We start from the raw sequence: 19,358 nt of genomic DNA, 5'->3' as shown, positions 1-19,358 counted from the left end.
CCCCGTACCCGGGCGGCGGCCCGACCCGGCCCGTCGCCACCATTCACCGCGTGCCCCGTGGCCGGTGTCGGGTGATCCTGGAGGGGTGTGGGGCGTCCCGGCCGGGTGGATCCCGGCGGCCTACGCCGCCCCGGGCCGCCGGGCGGTGCGCGTGTCCCTGGTCGCCGCCACCGGTTTCTACCTCTTCCGCTACGGCCTGGACCGCCCGATCGGCGCCGCCTACGCCCTGTTCGCCGTGGTGGCGCTGGGCGGACTGTCCAGGGTCCCCGGCACCGGGCGACAGCGCGCCGCGCTCGTGGCACGCCTGCTGCCGGTGTGCTGGCTGCTGGTGGTCGTCGGCACCTATCTGTCGGTGCGCACCTGGAGCGCCGTCGTCGGCATGCTGGTCGTCGGCTTCGCCCTGGCCTTCGCCGCCGTGGGCGGCCCACGCCCGGCAGGGGCGGCACCGGGCCTGCAACTGCTGTACATGCTGCCGTCCTTCCCGCCCTACGACCCCGATTCGCTCGGCGAACGGCTGATCGGGACGACGGCCGGCCTGGCCCTCCTGATCGCCGCCGAGGCCCTGCTCTTCCCCGAACCCGTCCCGCCGACGTACCGGGCGAGGGCCGCCCTCGCCGCGCGGACCGCGTCGCACTGCGCCCGGCTGCTCGCCGCTCCGCCCTACGCCCTGGCCGCCGCCGACAGGGAAGCGGCGGAGGAGACCAGCCGGGCACTGCGGCCCTTGCGGGTGCCCGAGGCGGAACGCCCGGCGGGCCCGGGCGTGCGCGATCGCGCCCTGGCCCACACGGGCCTGGCCACCCGCACCCTGCTCATGCGCCTGGCCCGGCTGCCCACCCCACCGCGCATGCCGGAGGACGAGGTGCGGGCCGTCCTGCGAGCGACGGCGAACCTGGCCACGGCGAGCGCGGACTGCCTGCGGCCGGGGCCGTCACCGGTGACCGCGTTCGAGGAGCTGGGCGCGGCGCGCACCGGCCTGTCGGAGCTTTCGGCGGAACCGCGCCCCGGTTTCCCGCCCGCCGTCCTTAGCGAGCACGCCGCCGTGCTGGAAGTCGCCGACGCCGCGCTGGCCATGGGCGCGGCGGCCGACCGGGCCGTGCGCGGCCGGCACACGGCGGTCGAGGTGCCATCGGGCCGGTTCTGGTACACCACGACCCGGGCGCCCGCCCTGTGGTGGCACCGGATGCGCGGACACGCCGGCCGCCGTTCGGTGCTCTTCCAGAACGCGGTGCGCCTGGCCCTGGCGCTGACGGCGGCCCGACTCGTGGCGGGGGTGGACACCTTGCCGCACGGATTCTGGGCCACCCTGGCGACGCTCACCCTCACCCGGACCACGCTGGACGAGACCTGGCGCACCATCCGTCTCGCGCTGACGGGCACGCTGGCCGGTGCCCTGCTGGCCGCCGTCACCCTGACCCTCGTGGGCCCCCACACCACGGTCTACGCCGTCGTCCTGCCGCTGTGGATGCTGCTCGCCTTCACCGTCGGGCCGGTACGCGGGGTCGGCTGGGCCCAGGGCCTGTTCACCGTGCTCGTGGCGCTGGTCTTCGCCCAGCTCGCACCCTCCACCTGGCAGCTGGCGGAGGTGCGGCTGCTGGATGTGCTGGTCGGCAGCGCGATCGGCGCCGTCTTCGGGGTGCTGGCCTGGCCCCGCGGGGCCCACAAAGAGCTGCGCTACGCGGCCGCCGAGCTGCTGCGCAGGGCGGCGGAGATCGTGGTGGCGACCACCGCGTCGATGGCGGGCGGCCCAGCGGCGGCGCCCCGGTCGCCGGCACCCGGTCACCGGTCGCTGCACCACGCGGTCATCCTCGCGGAGTCCGCCTACGCGCAGTTCCAGAGCGAACCCGCACACCGCGGACAGGAGAGCGAGGGGACGACGCGGCCCCCGCCGCCGGTGGACTGGCAGTCCGCGCTGATCGCCGGCCACCACACCCTGTGGGGCTCCGAACGGCTGCTGACACCGCCGCTCACCGGCCTGCCCGCAGCGGCCGCGGCCTCGGTCGGCGCGCTGGGGGAGCGGGTCGCCGCCCGGATGCTGCTGCTGTCGGCGGCACTGGACCCGGGCGGCGACACCCCGGCCACCCCGTGGACCGGCACGGCCTTCACCGACTTCGCCGACGGCACCGATTTCACCGCCGAGCCGCCGGGCGCACCGCGGCTGTACTACGCGACGGTGGCGTGGCTCAGGTCGCTGGCCACCGACCTGGCCCGGATAGCGGGCGGCGCACCGGCGGTCGAGAGCGAGGCCGTTCGGGAGGAGGGTCGCGCACCCGCGTCCGAGCGGCGGGCCGTACCGGGAAGGGCCGACTGACCTTCGGCGCCGCCGCCCCACGCGTCGGCTTCACCCTGAAGACGCCTGCGCCCCACGCCTCCGTGCCGGTCGGCCGCGGGCGACGAGACACGCCGGTACGGCGACGGCGGCGCCGATGTACAGCAGCTCCGGATAGCCGAGTCCGTGCACGATCCGCCCACCGGCGGCGCCCGCCACGGACAGACCCACGAACAGGGCGCTGTTGTTCCACGACAGCATCGCGGTCGCCCGCTCGGGGAACATGTCGACAAGGTGACGCTGCTGGGCCGGGAAGAAGGCGTAGGCGGCCAGAGCGAACAGTCCCAGCGCGCAGGCCAGCGCCCACGTCACCGGGTACACCAGGCCCACGACTGCTTCCAGCACCGCCGTCAGCGCCAGCGCCGACCGGGTGACCCGTACGGCGTCGGCCCGGTCCGCGAACCGACCGCCCACCTGCCCGCCGACGACGGCGCCCAGGCCGTAGACGACCAGCAGCCACGTCACGGCGGTGGCCCTGCCGTCGGCGTGCAGCGCGACGGCGAGGAAGGTGTAGAGGCTGTACACGGAGAAGGCCCACAGCGCCGTCACCGCGACGGCGGACACCGCGACGCCCGGGCCGGGACGTCCGGCCCGCCGCGGCGGAACCCCCGTGCCGGGCGGCCCGGCCGACTGCGGCGCCCCGGACGAAAACGTGGCCGCCGGGACCGGCCGGGCACGCCAGACGAAGGCATGCGGGAAGGCCAGCAGGAAGGTGCCCGCGGCCAGCACGACGAAGGCGGACCGCCAGCCCACGTACCGTCCCAGCAGCGCCCCGGCCGGCGCTCCCACCCACAGGGCGGTGAGCAGACCCGAGCCCACCACGGCCAGCACCTGTGCCCGGGCCCGCGGCCGCGCACGTGTGCTGACCAGGGCGTACACGGTGGGACCGGTCGCGGCGGCCGCGATGCCGGCGACCACCCGGGACACCAGCAGCACACCGAAGCCCGGGGCCCAGGCGGTGCCGACATTGGCCGCCGAGAACAGCACCAGAGCCACCACCAGGACCGTGGCGCGGTCCCACCGGTCGGAGACCCAGCCGGCGCACGGGGAAGCCACCACGTAGGCGATCGAGAAGGCCGTGACCAGCAGACCGGTGCTCGAGGCGGAGATGTCGAACGAGGCGGCGATGTGCGGGAGCAGCGGCGCCACCACGAAGAGATCGGTCCCCACCAGGAACTGCGTCAGCCAGGCGAGTGCGACCGGCCCGGCGGACAGGCCGGGCACCGTGTCTTCGGCCGGCTCGTCGCAGGTCGAGTGCATGATCCGACGCTAGAACCTCCACCGGAGCGTGGCCATCGGGCGGCCGCCGGTGCCCGACGGCGCACCGGCGCACGTCCGCACCGCCTCAGGGCGGCCGCCGCGGCGATCCCGTGGGGCTCCGGTCTGGCTCCGATCGAGTGGACTCGCCCGGACGGGTGCCCGAGCGGCGACCCGCGCGCCGGACCGGAGTGGTGATGTTGCCGTTCGAAGCCCCTGTGACCTGGAAGAGGCGCCCCGTCATGCGACGTACCCCCTCCCGCCGCCGTCTGTTCGCCGCGGCTCTGCTCGTGGCGTCCGTGCTCGCCCCCGTGGCGGTGGCCCCCGCCACGGCCGTCCACGCCGCCACCGCACCGACCGGCGCCTACCGTTACGACCCAGACGACTGCCCGCCGCACGGCCTGGGGCCCGAGCTGACCGCCCGGCTCGACAAGGCCATCGAGGACGTCCGCCGACAGGTCGGCATCCCCGGCCTCGTCGTCGGGCTGTGGATGCCCGGCAAGGGCAGCTACGTCCGCGCGACCGGCGTCGCCGACACCACCACCGGCCGACCCATGACCAGCGACGTGTTCGTACGGATCGGCAGCGAGACCAAGACCTTCACCGCCACCGCCCTGCTCCAGCTCGTCGACGACGGCCGCGTCCGGCTCGACGACCCGATCTCCCGCTACGTCGACCATGTGCCGAACGGCGAGCACATCACCCTGCGGCACCTGGCCGAGATGCGCAGCGGCCTGTTCCCCTACAGCGCCGACCCCACCTTCCAGCACGACCTGTTCAGCGATCCCAGCCGTACGTTCACCCCCGACGAGCTGCTCGCCTACGCCTTCCAGCACGACAACACCTTCGCCCCGGGGCAGGAGTTCCAGTACTCCAACACCAACTACATCCTCCTCGGCCTCGTGATCGAGAAGGTCACCGGCCGGCGTCTCACCGACGTCATCGACCGGCGGATCCTGCGCCCCGCGCACCTGCGCCACACCGTGTTCCCGGACAACTCCGCAATTCCAGATCCCCACCCCCGCGGCTACACCAACCAGACCCTGAGCGGCCGGGTCGCCGACGCCACGGACTGGAACCCCAGTTGGGCGTGGGCGGCCGGGGCCATGATCTCCGACCTGCGCGATCTGCGCCGCTGGGCGAAGATCGTCGCCACGGGCACGCTGCTGAGCCCCCAGACGCAGGCGCAGCGGCTGAAGACCCTGCCGACGGGAATCCCCGGCACGAACTACGGCCTGGGCATCTTCGAGAGTGGCGGCTGGACCGGGCACAACGGCTCCATCCCGGGGTACGAGACGGTGACCGTCTATCTGCCCTCGCAGAAGGCGACCCTGGTGCTCATGCTCAACACCGACATCACCTACCAGGGAAAGGAGCCGTCCTCGCTGGTCGCCCGGGCGATCACCGAGATCGTGACCCCGGACAACGTGTACGACCGCCCGGTCCCCCCGCGCTGAAGACGTCGGCGCCGCCCCCAGCGCATCGCCACCGCGCGCACCCCCAACCGCCCCGTCCCGAAATCCGGCTGACGCGGAGTCGGTCACGTCGGGGCGGTAGCCTTGCGGTGCAGTCGCGTCGATCCACTCCGTAACGAAGGCACCGGCACCCCGTGTTCAGACCCAGCCCGATCTACGACCGTCTCGTCGCCGAGCGCGGCGACATCCCCATGCAGGTTCGCGCCGAGGCGGAACGGATCCAGCGGGAGCTCGACCGCATCATGTCCGCGCCGACGATGGCTGGTCTGTCCTCCCCGCCGTTGCCGCCCGGCCGGGCCCTTCCCTTCGGCACCCTGTAGTCCGGCACGCTCGACAGGTGGCCCGGCAGGCTCCTACAGGGCCCGGGCGATCAACAGCGCCACGTCGTCGTGGTCTTCGGGATGGCGCAGGCCGTACAGGAGCAGGTCGCACGTCTCCTCAAGGGAGCGCTGGGGTTCGTCGAGGAACCCCAGCAGGACGCCGAGACGCTCGTCGATGGGGTGCCGGCGCGTCTCGACGAGACCGTCGGTGTACAGCACCAGCAGGTCACCGGGGCCCAGTTCGACCGTGGTCGTCTCGAAGGCGATGCCGCCGACGCCGAGCGGGGCACCGGGCGGCAGCTCCAGCAGCACCGGGTCCCGGCCGGGACGGGCCAGCGCGGGCGGCATATGGCCCGCGTTGGCGATCCGGCACTGCCGGGTGTGCGGGTCGTACACGGCGTACAGGCAGGTCACGATGTAGTGCTCCAGATCGCAGGTGATCTTGTCCAGGTGCTGGAGCACGGCACCGGGGTCCAGGTCGAGGTCCGCGTAGGCGCACGTGGCGGTGCGCAGTCGCCCCATCGTGGCCGCGGCGTCGATGCCGTTGCCCATCACATCGCCCACGACCAGGGCGGTCTTGTCGTCGGCGAGCGGCAGTACGTCGTACCAGTCGCCGCCGACCTCGCTGGTGGCCTGGGCCGGCTGATAGCGGGAGGCGAGCTCCAGACCCTGCTGGTGCGGCGGGTGGTCGGGCAGCAGGCTGCGCTGGAGGGTGAGGGCGGTGTTGCGCACACTCTGGAACCAGCGGGCGTTGTCGATGGCCACCGCCGTCCTGCTGGCCAGCTCGCTCGCCAGGATGACGTCGTCCTCGTCGAACGGGACCGGATTGCGGGTGCGCTTGAGATCGAGCGCGCCGAGGACCTCGCCGTGGGCGATCAACGGCACCGCGAGATAGGAGTGGACCCCGGCCTGCGCCAGCAGCACCGCCGCCTCGGCGTCACGGGCGATGCGCGGCAGATCCCGGTCCTCGACGTGCCGCACCAGGATCGGCCGACCGGTGTGCACGCACAGCGTGACCAGCCGGTCACCCTCGTAGGCGGCGACGTCCCCGGGCGGGTCGGCGGCCCGTAGCGCCACCGTCGGGTGGTCGGCCTTGAGGGCGAGGGCGCGGAACAGCTCCGGGCCGTCGTCCGGCCGTCGTCTGGTGCGACAGGCCAGCGCGGAGTCGAGGACGTCCACGGCGACCACGTCGGCGAGCTCGGGAGCGGCGATCTCGGCCAGTTCGTGGGCGGTCCGCTCCACCTCCAGCGTGGTGCCGACGCGGGTGGAGGCATCGGCGATGAGGGCCAGCCGGCGCCTGGCCCGGTCGGCCTCGGCGGCCGCGCGGTGCCGCTCGGTGACATCGACGACCGAGGTGGCCGCGCCCAGGACCCGGCCGCCGGGATCCTCCAGCCGGTAGAACGACAGCGACCAGGCGTGCTCGTGCTCCGGATCGACCGGCGGCCGGCCCACGTGGTACTGGTCGAGCAGCGGGATGCCGGTGGTGAGCACCTGCCGCAGAGCCGACTCGATGGTGTCGATGTCCGTGAACGGCATCGTCTCCCGCAGTCCCCGGCCCACGTGATCCTCTGCGGGGACGCCGTCGATGCGCTCCAGTGCCGGGTTGACCAGCAGATACCGCAGGTCGGGGTCGAGGAGGGCGAGGCCGATCGGCGACTGGTTGACCAGCTGCTCGCACAGGGCCAGATCGGTCTCGACGCGCTGGAGCAGGGCGTGGTCGGCGGCGATGCCCAGCGCGTAGACATCGCCCAGGTCGTCCTGGAGGCGCATGTTGCGGAACTCCGTCACCCGGGTGCTGCCGTCCTTGTGCCGGATGGGGAAGGTGCCCGCCCAACTGCGGCCGGTATTGAGCACCTCCTCGAACAGATTCACCACGGACTGCAGATGCTCGGAGTGGACGAAGAGACGCGCCGCGTAGGTGCCGAGGGCCTCCCCGGCGGTGTAACCGAACAGCTCCTGCGCCTGCGGCGTCCAGAACACGATGCGTCCCTGGGCGTCGACGACCACCGCGGCGACGCTCAGCACATCCAGCAGACCGGTCGTTCGAGACGGCTGAGGATCGCCGTAGCCGTGGTTCTCGGACGCGGACGGAAGGGACTCGGCTGACATACCGGACCTCCTTCACCCTTCCATGCTCCCCCCGGCCCCGCCGCTTGCCCAGTCCGGCCTCCTCGCCCTGGCCCCGAGGCGGCAAACCCGTTTGCGGCCGCCCCCGCACCCCCAGCACTCTGGTAGTGATCACGAGCTGACCCCACCGACCCCCCGCGATCCGAGGAATCAGCCCCCATGCCCGTCCCCGCAGATCCGACGATCCTCCACCCCATGCCCGAGCAGCCGCGCGTGGTGCTGCTCAAGCCGCTGGTGACGTCCCCGCTGATCGAGGTGGGGGAGTACTCGTACTACGACGACCCGGACGACGCGACCGCCTTCGAGACCCGCAACGTGCTCTACCACTACGGGCCGGAAAAGCTGATCATCGGCAAGTTCTGCGCCCTGGGCACGGGCGTGCGGTTCATCATGAACGGCGCCAATCACCGGATGGACGGCCCCTCCACCTTCCCCTTCCCCGCCATGGGCGGCTCCTGGGCCGAACACTTCGACCTGCTCACCGGCCTGCCCGTGCGAGGGGACACCGTCGTCGGCAACGACGTCTGGTTCGGCCACGGGGTGACGGTCATGCCGGGCGTACGGATCGGGCACGGCGCGATCGTCGCCACCGGCGCCGTCGTCACCGCCGATGTCCCCGACTACGGCATCGTCGGCGGTAACCCGGCGCGCCTCATCCGGAGCCGGTACGACGACCGGGACATCGCCCGGCTGCTGGCGGTGGCCTGGTGGGACTGGCCGGCGGAGCACATCACCGAGCACATCCGGACGATCATGTCGGGCACCATCACCGACCTCGAAGCCGCCGCCCCGGCGAGCTGACTCACCCCTACCCGGCCGCGCACGCTGACGCACGGTCGTACCGGCCGCGTATCCTGCTGGCCGCCCGCGGTGGGAAAGCGGGGAGCCGGGGGAGGGGTACATGGAAGCATTGCAGGCGGCGGATCCCGTGGACGTGGCGGGATATCCGCTCCTGGGCCGCCTGGGCGCCGGGGGAATGGGCCAGGTCTATCTGTCCCGGACGCCGGCGGGCCGGCCGCTCGCGCTGAAGGTCGTCCGTCCGGATCTGGCCGCCGGTCCCGACTTCGAGGCACGGTTCGCCCGGGAGATCCGCAACAGTGACCTCGTCCGCTCGCAGTTCACCGTCTCCGTCGTCGACTACAGCCCACCCGGCCACCGCCCCCAGTGGCTCGCGACCGAGTACGTGGCGGCGCCGTCGCTGGCCGAGTGGGTCGCGGCGCACGGGCCGCTGCCCGCCCCCACCGTGCGGGCGCTGGCCGCCGAACTGGCCGCCGCGCTCGCGGCCGTGCACGCCTGTTCGCTGGCGCACCGGGACGTCAAGCCGTCCAACCTCCTCCTGGGCGGCGAACGGCCCATGCTCATCGACTTCGGGATCGCCAGGGCGGCCGACGACTCCCGGCACACGCACAGCGGCGGAGTCATCGGCTCGCCCGGCTATCTGGCACCGGAGCAGATCTCCCACGGCATCGTGACCGACGCCGGCGACGTCTTCTCCTTCGCCTGCGTCGTCGTATTCGCCGCGACGGGGCGCAGTCCGTTCCAGCACGCGGGAGAGGACGTCTCGGCGGCCTCGCTGCTGTATCGCATCGTGCACGAGCAACCCCATCTCGACGCCCTGCCGCCGGAGCTCGCGCCCATCGTGACGCGCTGTCTGGCCAAGCAGCCCGAGGAGCGACCCTCCAGCAAGGAACTGACGGACCTGCTGCCCCGCCGATCCGACGGCGGCTGGAGACAGGCCCTGCCCCCCGGCCTCAGCGACGAACTCACCGCCCGCCAGGCGGAGATCGCGCGGCTCGTGAAGGCACCCACCGCCTCGATGCCCGGCACTCCGCCGCTTGCCGCCCCCATCGCCTCTCCACCACCGGCAGGGCCGGGCACCGACAACGCGTTCGGGCCGCCCCCGTCCTTCGTCGCGGGCCCGAGCGGTCCCGGAGGCGTACCGCTCGCGGGAACCGGAACCGGGCAGCCCCCGGCGCGCCCGTCGCGCGTCCCGTGGATCGTCGCGGCCGCCGCCGTGGCCGTCGCCGCCCTGCTGGTCGCGCTGTTGCATCCGTTCAGCGGCCGCGACGACGATCAGGGAACGGATCCGGGCGGCGGCGAGACCCCCTCGCCGTCCCCCTCCGCGACGCCACTGGCGCTCCCGGAGGCATGGACGGGGGAGTGGACCGGCACCGGCCCGGGCAATCCCGAGGCCGACGGCCGACTCGCGCCCCGCACCACCTCGTTCAAGGTCACCCTGACCCTGCACCCGGCCACGGTCGGAGAGCTCGCCGGGAAGCAGGTCAGCAATGTCACGGAGGCCGGTACCCGGCGCGAGGTGGGCTGCACCGAAGCCCTCGAACTGCGCGGTGTACGCGGTTCCACCGTCACCCTCGAAGCGGTCACCAGCCACCCCACCGACCGCTCCGCCTCCCAGCTGACCTGCGAGAAGGGACACATCTACGTGGTCCGCCTGACGGACGACGACACGATCGCGCTCGGCGACGAGGGCGCGCAGTCCGCGGGCGCGCCCGCACGTCTGCGCCGCAGCCCGGGCAGCGGCTGAGCACCGGCGCCCTCGGTCACGCACCGCCCGGTTCGCGGGCCGCCGCGGCGGGGAGATGGACGGTCAGGCGGGGCAGGAAGAAGCCGACGAGCGGCCCCGTGCACAGCGCCACCAGCACGGTCCCGGCCCCGAGGATCCCCCCGAGGGCCCAGCCGACTCCGGCGACGGTGACGTCGATGCCGATGCGCACCGCCGCGACGGGGAGGCGGGTGAGCCGGACGAGCCCGGTCATGATGCCGTCGCGTGGCCCCGGTCCGAACCGCGCGCCGAGATAGAGAGCGTCGAAGAAGGCCAGTGCGACGAGGCCGGCGGCGAGATAGCCGATCTCGGCCCACGTCCCCTGAGGGCGGGGAAGCACGGCGGCGGTGGCGTCCGCTGCGAAGCCGACGATCGCCACGTTGAGGAGGGTGCCGAGACCCGGGAGTTCCCGCAGAGGTATCCAGGCGAGCAGCACCAGCAGCGAGATGAGGTTCGTCGCCCAGCCGAAGGAGATGCCGAGCGTCTTGGCGGTGCCGTCCGTGAGCACGCTCCAGCTGGCGGTGCCCAGATCGGATTGGACGAGCGTCATGACGGCGGCGCCGTACCCCACGAGGCCGACCAGCAGCTGGGGGATACGGCGTGCCGTTCGGCCCGCCCGCAGTTGGGCGAGGGCGTTCATGCGCGTCATCACGGGGCGTTCGTGACGTGTGGGGAGGGACAGGTGCGCGGTGGGAACAGGAGGAGCCATAGCGGCAACCCTCCGTGTCATCTGGACTCCGATTCCATAGCCAGATCGACTACGCTGGTCCGGTGAAGATCAGTTCGCACGCCGTCGCGCGCATGCTGGGGGCCTGGCAGGACGGCCCCGGACCGGCGCACCAACGCCTCTCCGACGGCCTGCGGTTGCTCGTCCTCGACGGACGGCTCTCCCTGGAAGCGGCGCTGCCGAGCGAACGGGACCTGGCCGCCGCGCTCGGCACCAGCAGAACCACCGTCGGTGCCGCGTACCGCACGCTCGTCGAGCACGGGTACCTCGCCACGAGGGCGCGGGCCAGGGCGACCGTGCGGCTCCCGCACGACAAGCCGTCCGAACCACCGGCGGGCGGGGGACCGGAGACCATCGACCTGTCGTTCGCCGCGCCACCGGCACCCGGCGGGATCCTCCACGCCGCCTTCGCGGCGGCCCTCGAACAGCTGCCGCGCCACTTCGAGCGGCACGGCTACGACCGGTACGGCACCGCTGAGCTGCGCGAGGCGGTCGCCGACTGGTACGGGCGCAGAGGGCTGCCCACCACACCCGGCCAGATCATGGTCACCAGCGGTGCGCAGCACGCCCTCGGCCTGCTGGCGCGCACGCTCCTGTCACCCCGCGACCAGGTCGTGATCGACCATCCCACCTACCCGCACGCGATCCGGACCTTCACCGAGGCGCGCGCCCGGCTGCTGCCCGTCGCCCTCGGGCCGTCCGGCTGGGACGTCGCGCACCTCCAAGCGGCCGGTCGCACCGCGCAACTGGCCTACCTGATCCCGGACTTCCACAACCCGACGGGGATGTGCATGTCCGCCGACGAGCGCCGCCGGCTCCGCATGGCCTGTCCCACGATCATCGACGAGACCATGACCGAGCTGGCACTGGACGGCACGCAACCGGAACCCTGCGCCGTCCATCTGTCGGCCGCGATCAGCGTCGGCTCGGTCTCCAAGAGCATCTGGGGCGGCCTGCGCACCGGCTGGATCCGTGCCGCGCCCGCACTCCTGGAACGCCTCGAACAGGCCCGCCCCGCCACGGACCTCGGCACGCCGGTCGTGGAACAGCTGGCCACCGCCATCCTCCTGAACGACCGTCAGACCGCGCGCCCCGAGACGCTCCGTCAACTGCGTTCCCAGCGCGACGCGTTGACCCGAGCGCTCGCCGAGGACCTGCCCGACGTCCACGCACCGCGCCCCGCCGGAGGCGTGACACTCTGGGCCACGTTCCCCGACCCCATCAGCTCGCGGCTGGCGGCGATCGCGCCCGACCACGGAGTGACCATCGCCGCCGGGCCGCGATTCGGGGTCGGCGGAGCGTTCCAACGCCACATCCGACTGCCCTACACGCTTCCGTCCGGTCAGCTCACCGAGGCCGTCCGCAGGCTCTCCCGGGCCCGGCAGGCCCTCACCCGAGGCGCCACCGGATCACACGCTCCGGCGGCGATCGCGTGAGCCTCAGTGGTGCGGGCCGTGCCGGCCGAGGGTGGTCACGGGGGTCGCACCGGGGCGGGTCCACTGCGGGACGGGACGGCTGGTCGGGCCCCACGTCGCGTTCCCGTCCGCGTCCGTACGCCAGGACCAGCACGCGGCGCCGCCTTCGGGCCAGCCCTCCGGGGTGTCCTCCCATGCCTCGCCGCGACCGTAGGGCGTCATGTCGAGCAGGCCGAGGGACCCGTTGACCCGCTCGTTGCCGCGGCCGGTCGTGGAGTAGGTGAGAAAGACGCAGTCGCCGTCGCGCAGGTAGCAGGTGAGGTAGCCCATGGGGCCGCCGGCGGGCCCGCTCACGCCCCGCACCGAGTACCAGGGCTGGGTGTAGCCCATGAAATCGACGTAGGCGGCCACTTCGTCCCAGGGGCCCGTGGTCAGGATGGCGAACGAGACGCCGCGGGCGTTGAGGTAGGCGGCGTCCTTCAGATGCCAGGCGGTGGTGGTGCAGCCCTCGCACTGCCCCTGGTGCGGCGCGCCGTCGTACCACATGTGCTTGTAGACCACGAGCTCGTCGCGGCCCTGGAACAGGTCGAGGAACGGGACCGGGCCGTCGGGTCCGACGACCTCGACCGTCCCGTCGAATTCCACCATCGGCAGCCGTCGGCGGGCCGCGGCGAGCGCGTCGCCCGCGCGGGTGTACGCCTTCTCGCGGACCAGCAGCTCGTCCCGGGCGGCCTTCCAGGCGGCCAGGTCGACGATGGGCGGGCGTCCGGGCAGCGCGTCGGTCCGGTCGTTCGGCGTGGTCGTCATGGTCTCCTCCGTGATGTCGGACGGCGGGCGGCGGACGGCGTCGTAGGTCGTCCCATGGCTGTCTTGGGAAGAGACTCGCGAACCGGCCGGAACTCATCGCGGGGCCGCGGGCTTCGATGGGCGCGCCGCAGGCGGTGGGCATACCTCCTGGGGTCGCTCTCGTAAAACCCCTTTGGCGAAACGTTCCCTCTTTGTGTGACAGATCAGCTGATGTGAGAACGCGACCGAGGGCACGTCGTTGATCGGCACATGGATACGACGGACCTGACGGACCTGGCGGACCTGACCGGGGTCGTGACCCGGGCGCGGCTGCTGGGCGACCACTGGATCGAGCCCACCGACGGCACGCGGGAGGAGTGCCCGTGCTTCGCCCCGGCACCGGCGCGGCGCTCCCACGGCGAGGTGCTGCTGATCACCGCGGCCGGCCTGGCCGGACTTCTGCTGGCCGCCATCCTCGCCGTGGTGGGGGCGGCCGTCACCGGCCCGCCCGCCAACGGCGGGGCGTCATACGCAAGCAACCACAGAGACGGCGCCGGTCGACCGGGTCAAGGCCCGGCGAGCACTCTCCGGGCGAGCGCGGCGCACACGGGCTCATCGCCGACGAGACCGAGCGCGACCCGGTAGATGGCGATTGCCGCAGCCGGGGGCCTGGCGCGCTCGCAGGGTTGCGCGTCGGGTGACGTCCGACGGTCTGGCGGTCCGGCGGGGTCAGGCGACGTCGAAGGTGTTCTCCTCGTGGTCGTCCGTGCCCGCTCCCGGGTTGACGTAGATCAGGACGGTGTGTGAGCCCTCCGTGAGGCGGCCCAGGGACTGATACCCCACGGCCGACTCGCCGGGTGCGAGGTCGTCCGACTGCCACTCGGCGACGAAGCTGTCGTCGACCTCGACCCCCACCCGGGCGATCCCGTTCTCGTCGCCCACGTTGGCGACCTCGAAGCTGACGCGGGTGCCGGAGTCGTGGTGCGGGACGTCGTGGTTGTCCGGGTTGTCGTCGGGGTCGGGCATCACTCCGATGCCGCCCGCTGCCAGCTTGAACATCGCAGTCATCGTGCGGGCCACCTCTCTCGCGGGTTGTCCTGGCCCTGTATTCCTGGTCCGTTTTTTCGGGATCTATTCTTATTCTCAGGCATATCGCACGTCCGGCCCCCCGGCCCACGGCACCGAGCGGCGGGCCCCGGCTACTTGGGCACGCGTGGTGACGCCCCGAGTCGCTGTCGAGGGATCGGCGCCCATGTCCCGGACCCGCACATCCGTCCGAGGCCCCGGGAGATCAACTCTCCTCGGCGGGCGCTAGGTTGCACGCCATGACCCAACTCGAGCCCGTTGCCTGGCCGCCAGCCCCGATAGCGACCGAACGGCTTGTGCTGCGTGAGTCCGAGGCCCGGGACCGCGGGGGGTTCATCGAGCTGTTCGCATCGCCGGAGGTGGGCACGTACCTCGGAGGCGCTCGGCCGCGCGACGAGCTCGAACGCGCGGTACCGGAGGTGCCCGGGCGGCGACCGGGCGTGTTCGTGATCGAACTCGACGGAGCGATGATCGGCACGGTCTCGATCGATCGGCGCGACGCGGACCGACCGGGTCACCTCCGTCCGGACGGCGGAGAGGCCGAACTCGGCTACATGTTCCTGCCGGAGGCGTGGGGACGCGGGTACGCCGCCGAGGCGTGCGCGGCGGCACTCGACTGGTTCGCCGAGGCGCTTCCCGGCGAGCCGGTGGTGCTCTGCACCCAGACCGCCAACGACCGCTCGGTGCGCCTCGCCGCGAAGCTGGGCTTCACGGAGGTGGAGCGGTTCGATGAGTTCGGCGCCGAGCAGTGGTTCGGCGTATGGCGCGGCGGCGACGGCCGGTCCGCGAGGGGGCGTTGAGGCTCCCGCCCCCGTCCCCGCGCCCCGCGGACCACTAGTCCATCAGCGTGTTCCCGAATCGACAGCCGGTACGGGCACGTTGCCGATGGCCCGCTTGAAATCGGGGCAGTCGACGATCGGATCGTGGTCGCAGGAGGCCGCGTGGTGGAGGCTGTCGCGCAGGCGGGTGAGCCGGCCGATCTGCTCGTCCAAATCCTGGGCCTTCGTGGCCATGCGGACACGCAGGTCCCCGTCGGACGGCCGCGCCACGAGGAACCGATGGATCTCGGCGACCGAGAAGCCGGCGCCGCGCGCGCAGGTGATCAACGCCAGGCGGTCCAGCACGCCGGGATCGTAGGTGCGGCGCAGACCGTTGCGGCCCGCGGGGGCGATCAGGCCCTTCTTCTCGTAGAAGCGCAGGGCCGAAGGAGCCAGCCCCGACCGTCGTGCCACCTCGGCGATGTCCAGCAACGCCCCGTCCATCGGCGCCTCCTTGACTTGAATCGCGGTTCAAGTAGCAGCCTAGTCGCCATGAAGATCCATCACTTGAACTGCGGATCGGTCCGCACCATCGAGGCCACCTACGACGGCCCGCAGCCCGCACCCGCCGTGAACCACTGCCTGCTGATCGAGACCGACACGGACGGCCTGGTCCTGGTGGAGACCGGGCTGGGCCTCGACGACGTCCGGGACCCGGCCGGAACACTCGGCGCCGAGTGGGTCGGGATGGCGGAACCCGCGCTCGACGAGAACGAGACAGCGATCCGGCAGATCGCCGGCTTCGGCTACGACCCGACCGATGTGCGCCACATCATCGTCACCCACCTGGACGTCGACCACTGCGGCGGCCTCCCCGACTTCCCCGACGCTCAGGTCCACGTGCTCGCCGCCGAACTCGACACCGCGCTCGCCGAAGCACCCAGCTTCCGCTATCGCCCGGCCCACTGGGCACACGGACCCCGCTGGGTCACCTACGATGCCGCGCCGGGCGAGGAGTGGTTCGGCTTCACCGCTCTGCCGCTGCGGGGACTGCCGCCCGAGATCCGGCTCGTCCCCCTCGGCGGGCACACCGCGGGCCACACAGGCGTCGCCGTGCACACCGGAGAGCGGTGGCTTCTCCACTGCGGCGACGCCTACTACTACCACCGCGAGATCGACGACTCGAAGGAACCGCACCCGCTGATGGACGTCGTCCAGACCCGCTCACAGGTGCATCCGGATCTCCGCCTCGGTACGCAGGCCCGGTTGCGCGAGCTGGTGCGGGACCACGGTGACCAGGTGGAGGTGTTCTCCGCGCACGATCCTTGGGAGCTGGCCCGCTACCGGCAGAACGGCGTGTCGTAGGGACCGGGAGGAGCCGGATTCCACCGGTCGTCCCGGCTGCTGGGGGAGTTCATCGAACGGCTGGGTCTGGACGGGGTGACTCGTCTCCGACCGTCCCGTGCTCGTCGTCCGGACGAGCGAGGACCGGCTGATGCCGCGTGAGCACGGCGGCCCTCGCCTCGCGGAGCTGTACCCACGCCGGCTGACCGCACCGACGTCCCCGGCCCAGGCCCCCGCCGAACCCGGCCGCCCCCCGATCGGTATGTTGACATGTGCCCACCGACATGGTGCCGTGAGGCGCTGGTCAGCGGACCTGCGCCGTCGCGTACGCCGCTCGGGCACCCATCGACGACCACTTGACCGGGGCGGCCGCCCCCCTTCCGGAACGAGGACCCATGCCACAGCGTGCCGCGACCATCGTCGGCGGCGGGATCGGCGGCCTCGCGGCGGCCATCGCCCTGCACCGGCGCGGCTGGCGTGTCGAGGTGCTGGAACGAGCCCCGGAGTTCAGCGAGATCGGCGCCGGCATCTCCCTGTGGCCCAACGCCCTCCACGCACTCGACGCGCTCGGCCTGGCCGACACCGTCCGCGCGCTCGGCGCCGTCGAGGCCACCGGCGGAGTACGCGACCGGCGCGGCCGCTGGCTGTCCCGTACGGACAACGCGGAGCTGGCCCGACGCTTCGGCCATCCACTGGTGGTCCTGCACCGCGCGGACCTGCTGCGGGCCCTCACCGAGGCGCTGCCCGCCGACAGCCTGCGGCCGGGCTGCGAGGTGTCCGCGGTCCGCCACGACGGCCACGGCCCGGCCGTCGACCACCGCGGGGGCGAGTCCCGGCCCGACCTCGTGATCGGCGCCGACGGGCTGCGCAGCGTGGTCCGCCACACGCTGTGGCCCGAGGCGGCCGGACCCCGGTACGCCGGCTACACCGCCTGGCGCATGGTCACCGGGCCCCTCGCCGTGCCGCCCCCGGACGGCGCCGCGACCTGGGGACGCGGGACCCGGTTCGGCTACACGGCGCTGCCCGGCGGACGGGCGTACTGCTTCGCGACCGCGTCACTGCCGGCCGGAGCGTCCTCGGGCTCATCGGAGTACGACGAAGTGCTGCGCCGCTTCTCCGACTGGCCGGAGCCCATCCCCGCGCTCCTCGCCGCCGTCCCGGCCGACGCCGTACTCCGCCACGACCTGTACGACCTGCCGCCGCTGCCCTCCTTCGTGCGCGGCCGGGTCGCGCTGCTGGGCGACGCCGCCCACGCCATGACTCCCAACCTGGGCCAGGGCGCGTGCCAGGCCCTGGAGGACGCGGTCACCCTCGCCCACTGCCTCGACAGCGCCCCCGACGTGACCGCCGCGCTCCGCTCCTACGATCTGCTGCGGCGGCCGCGGACCCAGGCCATCACGCGCCGCTCCGCCCGGCTCGGCGCGATCGGCCAGCTGTCCTGGCCGCCCGCGGTCCTGCTGCGCGACATGGCGGCCCGGCTGACGCCGTCACGGGCCACGCTGCGTTCCATGACGCCCGTGCTCGGCTGGACCCCGCCCGGTGCCCGGGTGACCGCGACGGAGAGCGAGAGCCACTGATGCCGGACTGGACGTATCACCCGCTGCGCGGCGCGGCCGCCACCGTCCTCGGACGTCGCCGCTCGCAGCGGGCCGCGCTGCGGCTGCTGGCCTCCGTCGGCTCCCGCCCCGCCGGCGCCCGCCTGGTCGCCTGGGCGTTCGGCCACCGCCATCCGCCCGAGCGGCTCGCGGGCGAGATCGCCGGTGTGCCCGTTGCCGTCCGGCTCGGGATATCCGTCCCGCCGTCGCTCGCCCGCGAGGCGATACGGGCCATGCCCCCGCTCGGAGCCGGTGTCGTGGAGGTGACGGCGGTGTCCGCGACCGACGTGGAGACCGTACGCGAGGCCGCCGCCCGCCGCTCGATCCCCGTCGTCGTCCGCACCCGTGACGCGGAGGCGGCGGCCGCTCTCAAACCCCATGTCGACGGGTTCACCAGCGATGACGACCCGCGCCTGGCCGAGGTGTCCGACCCGTCGGTCACCGCCGCGGCCGCCGCGCTGGCGGAGCCGGGCACCGTGGTGCTCGCCCGGCCCGGCGTGCTCGTCGAGGCCGGACCCGGCTGGTTCGCCCGAGTCACCGAGGCGGCCACGCCCACCGTCCGCGCCCCGCGTATGCGGGACATCGGCGCCAACCCCCTTCGCTGGCCCGCCTGGTGGTGGGCGCTGCTCGTCGGGCTCGGCATGACGGTCGCCGGACTCGGTGCCGCGGCGATCACGCTCGGGCCGGTGCTGCTCTGGTACGACCGCGACTACCTCGGCATGACGCTGCACGAACTGCACGCCGCCAACCACCATCTCGTGCACTTCCTCCAGCACGACCGGATCACCATGGCCGGGACGATGGTGGCGATCGGCGCCCTGTACACCGGCCTCGCCGTGGGCGGCATCAGACGCGGCTGGGCCTGGGCCCGCGAGGTGTATCTGCTCTCGGGGGCGATCGGCTTCCCCACCTTGTTCTACTTCCTGGCCACCGGCTTCGTGGAACCCCTGCACACGGCCACCGCCGTCGTCCTGTTCCCGATGTTCGTGGCCGCGGTCCGGCGGGCCCCGCACACACCCCGCTGGCGCCTGACCCCCGAGGGGCCGGAGCGGGAGCGCCGACGGGCGCTGACCGGTCAGCTGCTGCTGATCGTCACCGGAGCCGGACTGTTCCTGGGTGGAGCGGTGATCTCGGTGGTCGGCCTCACCGGCGTCTTCGTGCCCACCGACCTGACCTTCCTCGGGACCCGGACCCAGAACCTGGAGAGCCTGAACTCCCGGCTGGTTCCGTTCATCGCCCACGACCGCGCGGGGTTCGGCGGCGCCCTCATGTCCGCGGCGGTGGCGATCACGCTGCTCAGCGCGTGGGGCTGGCGGCGCGGTGAGGCCTGGGTGTTCTGGACCCTGACCGCGGCGGCGACGGCCGGCTTCCTCCCGGCCGTCGTGGTGCACGGCGTGATCCATTACACGGACTTCGTCCACCTGGCGCCGGTCTACATCGGCATGGCCCTGACCGGCACCGGCCTGCTGCTCGCGCGCCCCTATCTCTGCGCGAAGGCACCGACCGCACCCGGGGACTGACGGGAGCCCTGGAGTACGACGGAGCCATCGCGGACGCGGCCGGGCACAGGCGGAGACGT

At 73.0% G+C, this 19,358-nt stretch carries 17 protein-coding genes; 11 read left to right on the top strand and 6 right to left on the bottom strand.

Annotation, left to right across the window (positions count from 1 at the left end):
• The first annotated feature begins 85 nt into the window (after positions 1–85).
• Entirely contained in the window at positions 86–2,308 is a 2,223-nt protein-coding gene (locus ACZ5NW_RS28955; RefSeq protein WP_468746885.1) for an FUSC family protein, read from the top strand.
• A gap of 30 nt (positions 2,309–2,338) precedes the next feature.
• On the opposite strand, the gene ACZ5NW_RS28950 is transcribed toward ACZ5NW_RS28955, so the two are convergent.
• Positions 2,339–3,586, bottom strand: coding sequence for an MFS transporter (locus ACZ5NW_RS28950; protein WP_468746884.1), 1,248 nt, complete (start codon positions 3,584–3,586; stop codon positions 2,339–2,341).
• Between the two features lie 239 nt (positions 3,587–3,825).
• Here ACZ5NW_RS28950 and ACZ5NW_RS28945 point away from each other — a divergent pair, with 239 nt between their 5' ends.
• Together ACZ5NW_RS28945 and ACZ5NW_RS28940 are read left to right on the top strand one after the other, a co-directional pair.
• Positions 3,826–5,040, top strand: a complete 1,215-nt coding sequence (locus tag ACZ5NW_RS28945; protein WP_468746883.1) for a serine hydrolase domain-containing protein — start codon at positions 3,826–3,828, stop codon at positions 5,038–5,040.
• A 152-nt stretch (positions 5,041–5,192) separates the two neighbouring features.
• Complete coding sequence (locus ACZ5NW_RS28940; protein WP_468746882.1) at positions 5,193–5,378, top strand: hypothetical protein; 186 nt, start codon at positions 5,193–5,195, stop codon at positions 5,376–5,378.
• 33 nt (positions 5,379–5,411) lie between these two features.
• Here ACZ5NW_RS28940 and ACZ5NW_RS28935 read toward each other — a convergent pair whose 3' ends face one another.
• On the bottom strand, positions 5,412–7,487 hold the full coding sequence (locus tag ACZ5NW_RS28935; RefSeq protein WP_468746881.1) for a SpoIIE family protein phosphatase: 2,076 nt from the start codon (positions 7,485–7,487) through the stop codon (positions 5,412–5,414).
• Positions 7,488–7,664: 177 nt separating this feature from the next.
• Here ACZ5NW_RS28935 and ACZ5NW_RS28930 point away from each other — a divergent pair, with 177 nt between their 5' ends.
• Entirely contained in the window at positions 7,665–8,306 is a 642-nt protein-coding gene (locus ACZ5NW_RS28930; protein WP_468746880.1) for a CatB-related O-acetyltransferase, read from the top strand.
• A 100-nt stretch (positions 8,307–8,406) separates the two neighbouring features.
• Positions 8,407–10,050: a serine/threonine-protein kinase gene (locus ACZ5NW_RS28925; protein WP_468746879.1), complete on the top strand. Its 1,644-nt coding sequence runs from the start codon at positions 8,407–8,409 to the stop codon at positions 10,048–10,050.
• A gap of 16 nt (positions 10,051–10,066) precedes the next feature.
• Here the strand turns inward: ACZ5NW_RS28925 and yczE are convergent, their stop codons facing one another.
• On the bottom strand, positions 10,067–10,717 hold the full coding sequence (gene yczE, locus ACZ5NW_RS28920; protein ID WP_468746980.1) for a membrane protein YczE: 651 nt from the start codon (positions 10,715–10,717) through the stop codon (positions 10,067–10,069).
• Between the two features lie 122 nt (positions 10,718–10,839).
• On the opposite strand from yczE, the gene yczR reads away from it, so the two are divergent.
• On the top strand, positions 10,840–12,231 hold the full coding sequence (gene yczR, locus ACZ5NW_RS28915; protein ID WP_468746878.1) for a MocR-like transcription factor YczR: 1,392 nt from the start codon (positions 10,840–10,842) through the stop codon (positions 12,229–12,231).
• Between the two features lie 3 nt (positions 12,232–12,234).
• Here yczR and ACZ5NW_RS28910 read toward each other — a convergent pair whose 3' ends face one another.
• On the bottom strand, positions 12,235–13,017 hold the full coding sequence (locus ACZ5NW_RS28910; protein WP_468746877.1) for a DUF899 domain-containing protein: 783 nt from the start codon (positions 13,015–13,017) through the stop codon (positions 12,235–12,237).
• A gap of 249 nt (positions 13,018–13,266) precedes the next feature.
• Here ACZ5NW_RS28910 and ACZ5NW_RS28905 point away from each other — a divergent pair, with 249 nt between their 5' ends.
• Complete coding sequence (locus ACZ5NW_RS28905; protein ID WP_468746876.1) at positions 13,267–13,641, top strand: hypothetical protein; 375 nt, start codon at positions 13,267–13,269, stop codon at positions 13,639–13,641.
• 84 nt (positions 13,642–13,725) lie between these two features.
• Here the strand turns inward: ACZ5NW_RS28905 and ACZ5NW_RS28900 are convergent, their stop codons facing one another.
• Positions 13,726–14,055 carry a hypothetical protein gene (locus ACZ5NW_RS28900; RefSeq protein WP_468746875.1) on the bottom strand — a complete coding sequence of 110 codons (330 nt, stop codon included), beginning with the start codon at positions 14,053–14,055 and terminating at the stop codon, positions 13,726–13,728.
• A gap of 266 nt (positions 14,056–14,321) precedes the next feature.
• On the opposite strand from ACZ5NW_RS28900, the gene ACZ5NW_RS28895 reads away from it, so the two are divergent.
• Positions 14,322–14,882, top strand: coding sequence for a GNAT family N-acetyltransferase (locus tag ACZ5NW_RS28895; protein WP_468746874.1), 561 nt, complete (start codon positions 14,322–14,324; stop codon positions 14,880–14,882).
• A gap of 42 nt (positions 14,883–14,924) precedes the next feature.
• Here ACZ5NW_RS28895 and ACZ5NW_RS28890 read toward each other — a convergent pair whose 3' ends face one another.
• Positions 14,925–15,344 carry a MerR family transcriptional regulator gene (locus ACZ5NW_RS28890; protein WP_468746873.1) on the bottom strand — a complete coding sequence of 140 codons (420 nt, stop codon included), beginning with the start codon at positions 15,342–15,344 and terminating at the stop codon, positions 14,925–14,927.
• Between the two features lie 48 nt (positions 15,345–15,392).
• On the opposite strand from ACZ5NW_RS28890, the gene ACZ5NW_RS28885 reads away from it, so the two are divergent.
• From ACZ5NW_RS28885 to ACZ5NW_RS28875, 3 genes are all read left to right on the top strand, one after another.
• Entirely contained in the window at positions 15,393–16,205 is an 813-nt protein-coding gene (locus ACZ5NW_RS28885) for an MBL fold metallo-hydrolase (protein ID WP_468746872.1), read from the top strand.
• A 374-nt stretch (positions 16,206–16,579) separates the two neighbouring features.
• Positions 16,580–17,761, top strand: coding sequence for an FAD-dependent monooxygenase (locus ACZ5NW_RS28880; protein ID WP_468746871.1), 1,182 nt, complete (start codon positions 16,580–16,582; stop codon positions 17,759–17,761).
• On the top strand, positions 17,761–19,299 hold the full coding sequence (locus ACZ5NW_RS28875) for a hypothetical protein (RefSeq protein ID WP_468746870.1): 1,539 nt from the start codon (positions 17,761–17,763) through the stop codon (positions 19,297–19,299). The genes ACZ5NW_RS28880 and ACZ5NW_RS28875 overlap by 1 nt, the downstream gene beginning before the upstream one ends.
• The last annotated feature ends 59 nt before the right edge of the window (positions 19,300–19,358 follow it).

This window comes from Streptomyces sp. NPDC032126 (assembly GCF_055580085.1).
This window is presented reverse-complemented; position numbering and strand designations above follow the sequence as displayed.

Bases quoted from the DNA above. Each gene is read 5' to 3' on its own strand.
- ACZ5NW_RS28950 (WP_468746884.1), bottom strand. From the start codon at position 3,586: ATGCACTCGACCTGCGACGAGCCGGCCGAAGACACGGTGCCCGGCCTG.
- ACZ5NW_RS28945 (WP_468746883.1), top strand. From the start codon at position 3,826: ATGCGACGTACCCCCTCCCGCCGCCGTCTGTTCGCCGCGGCTCTGCTC.
- ACZ5NW_RS28935 (WP_468746881.1), bottom strand. From the start codon at position 7,487: ATGTCAGCCGAGTCCCTTCCGTCCGCGTCCGAGAACCACGGCTACGGC.
- ACZ5NW_RS28930 (WP_468746880.1), top strand. From the start codon at position 7,665: ATGCCCGTCCCCGCAGATCCGACGATCCTCCACCCCATGCCCGAGCAG.
- ACZ5NW_RS28925 (WP_468746879.1), top strand. From the start codon at position 8,407: ATGGAAGCATTGCAGGCGGCGGATCCCGTGGACGTGGCGGGATATCCG.
- yczE (WP_468746980.1), bottom strand. From the start codon at position 10,717: ATGACGCGCATGAACGCCCTCGCCCAACTGCGGGCGGGCCGAACGGCA.
- ACZ5NW_RS28910 (WP_468746877.1), bottom strand. From the start codon at position 13,017: ATGACGACCACGCCGAACGACCGGACCGACGCGCTGCCCGGACGCCCG.
- ACZ5NW_RS28905 (WP_468746876.1), top strand. From the start codon at position 13,267: ATGGATACGACGGACCTGACGGACCTGGCGGACCTGACCGGGGTCGTG.
- ACZ5NW_RS28900 (WP_468746875.1), bottom strand. From the start codon at position 14,055: ATGTTCAAGCTGGCAGCGGGCGGCATCGGAGTGATGCCCGACCCCGAC.
- ACZ5NW_RS28895 (WP_468746874.1), top strand. From the start codon at position 14,322: ATGACCCAACTCGAGCCCGTTGCCTGGCCGCCAGCCCCGATAGCGACC.
- ACZ5NW_RS28890 (WP_468746873.1), bottom strand. From the start codon at position 15,344: ATGGACGGGGCGTTGCTGGACATCGCCGAGGTGGCACGACGGTCGGGG.
- ACZ5NW_RS28885 (WP_468746872.1), top strand. From the start codon at position 15,393: ATGAAGATCCATCACTTGAACTGCGGATCGGTCCGCACCATCGAGGCC.
- ACZ5NW_RS28880 (WP_468746871.1), top strand. From the start codon at position 16,580: ATGCCACAGCGTGCCGCGACCATCGTCGGCGGCGGGATCGGCGGCCTC.
- ACZ5NW_RS28875 (WP_468746870.1), top strand. From the start codon at position 17,761: ATGCCGGACTGGACGTATCACCCGCTGCGCGGCGCGGCCGCCACCGTC.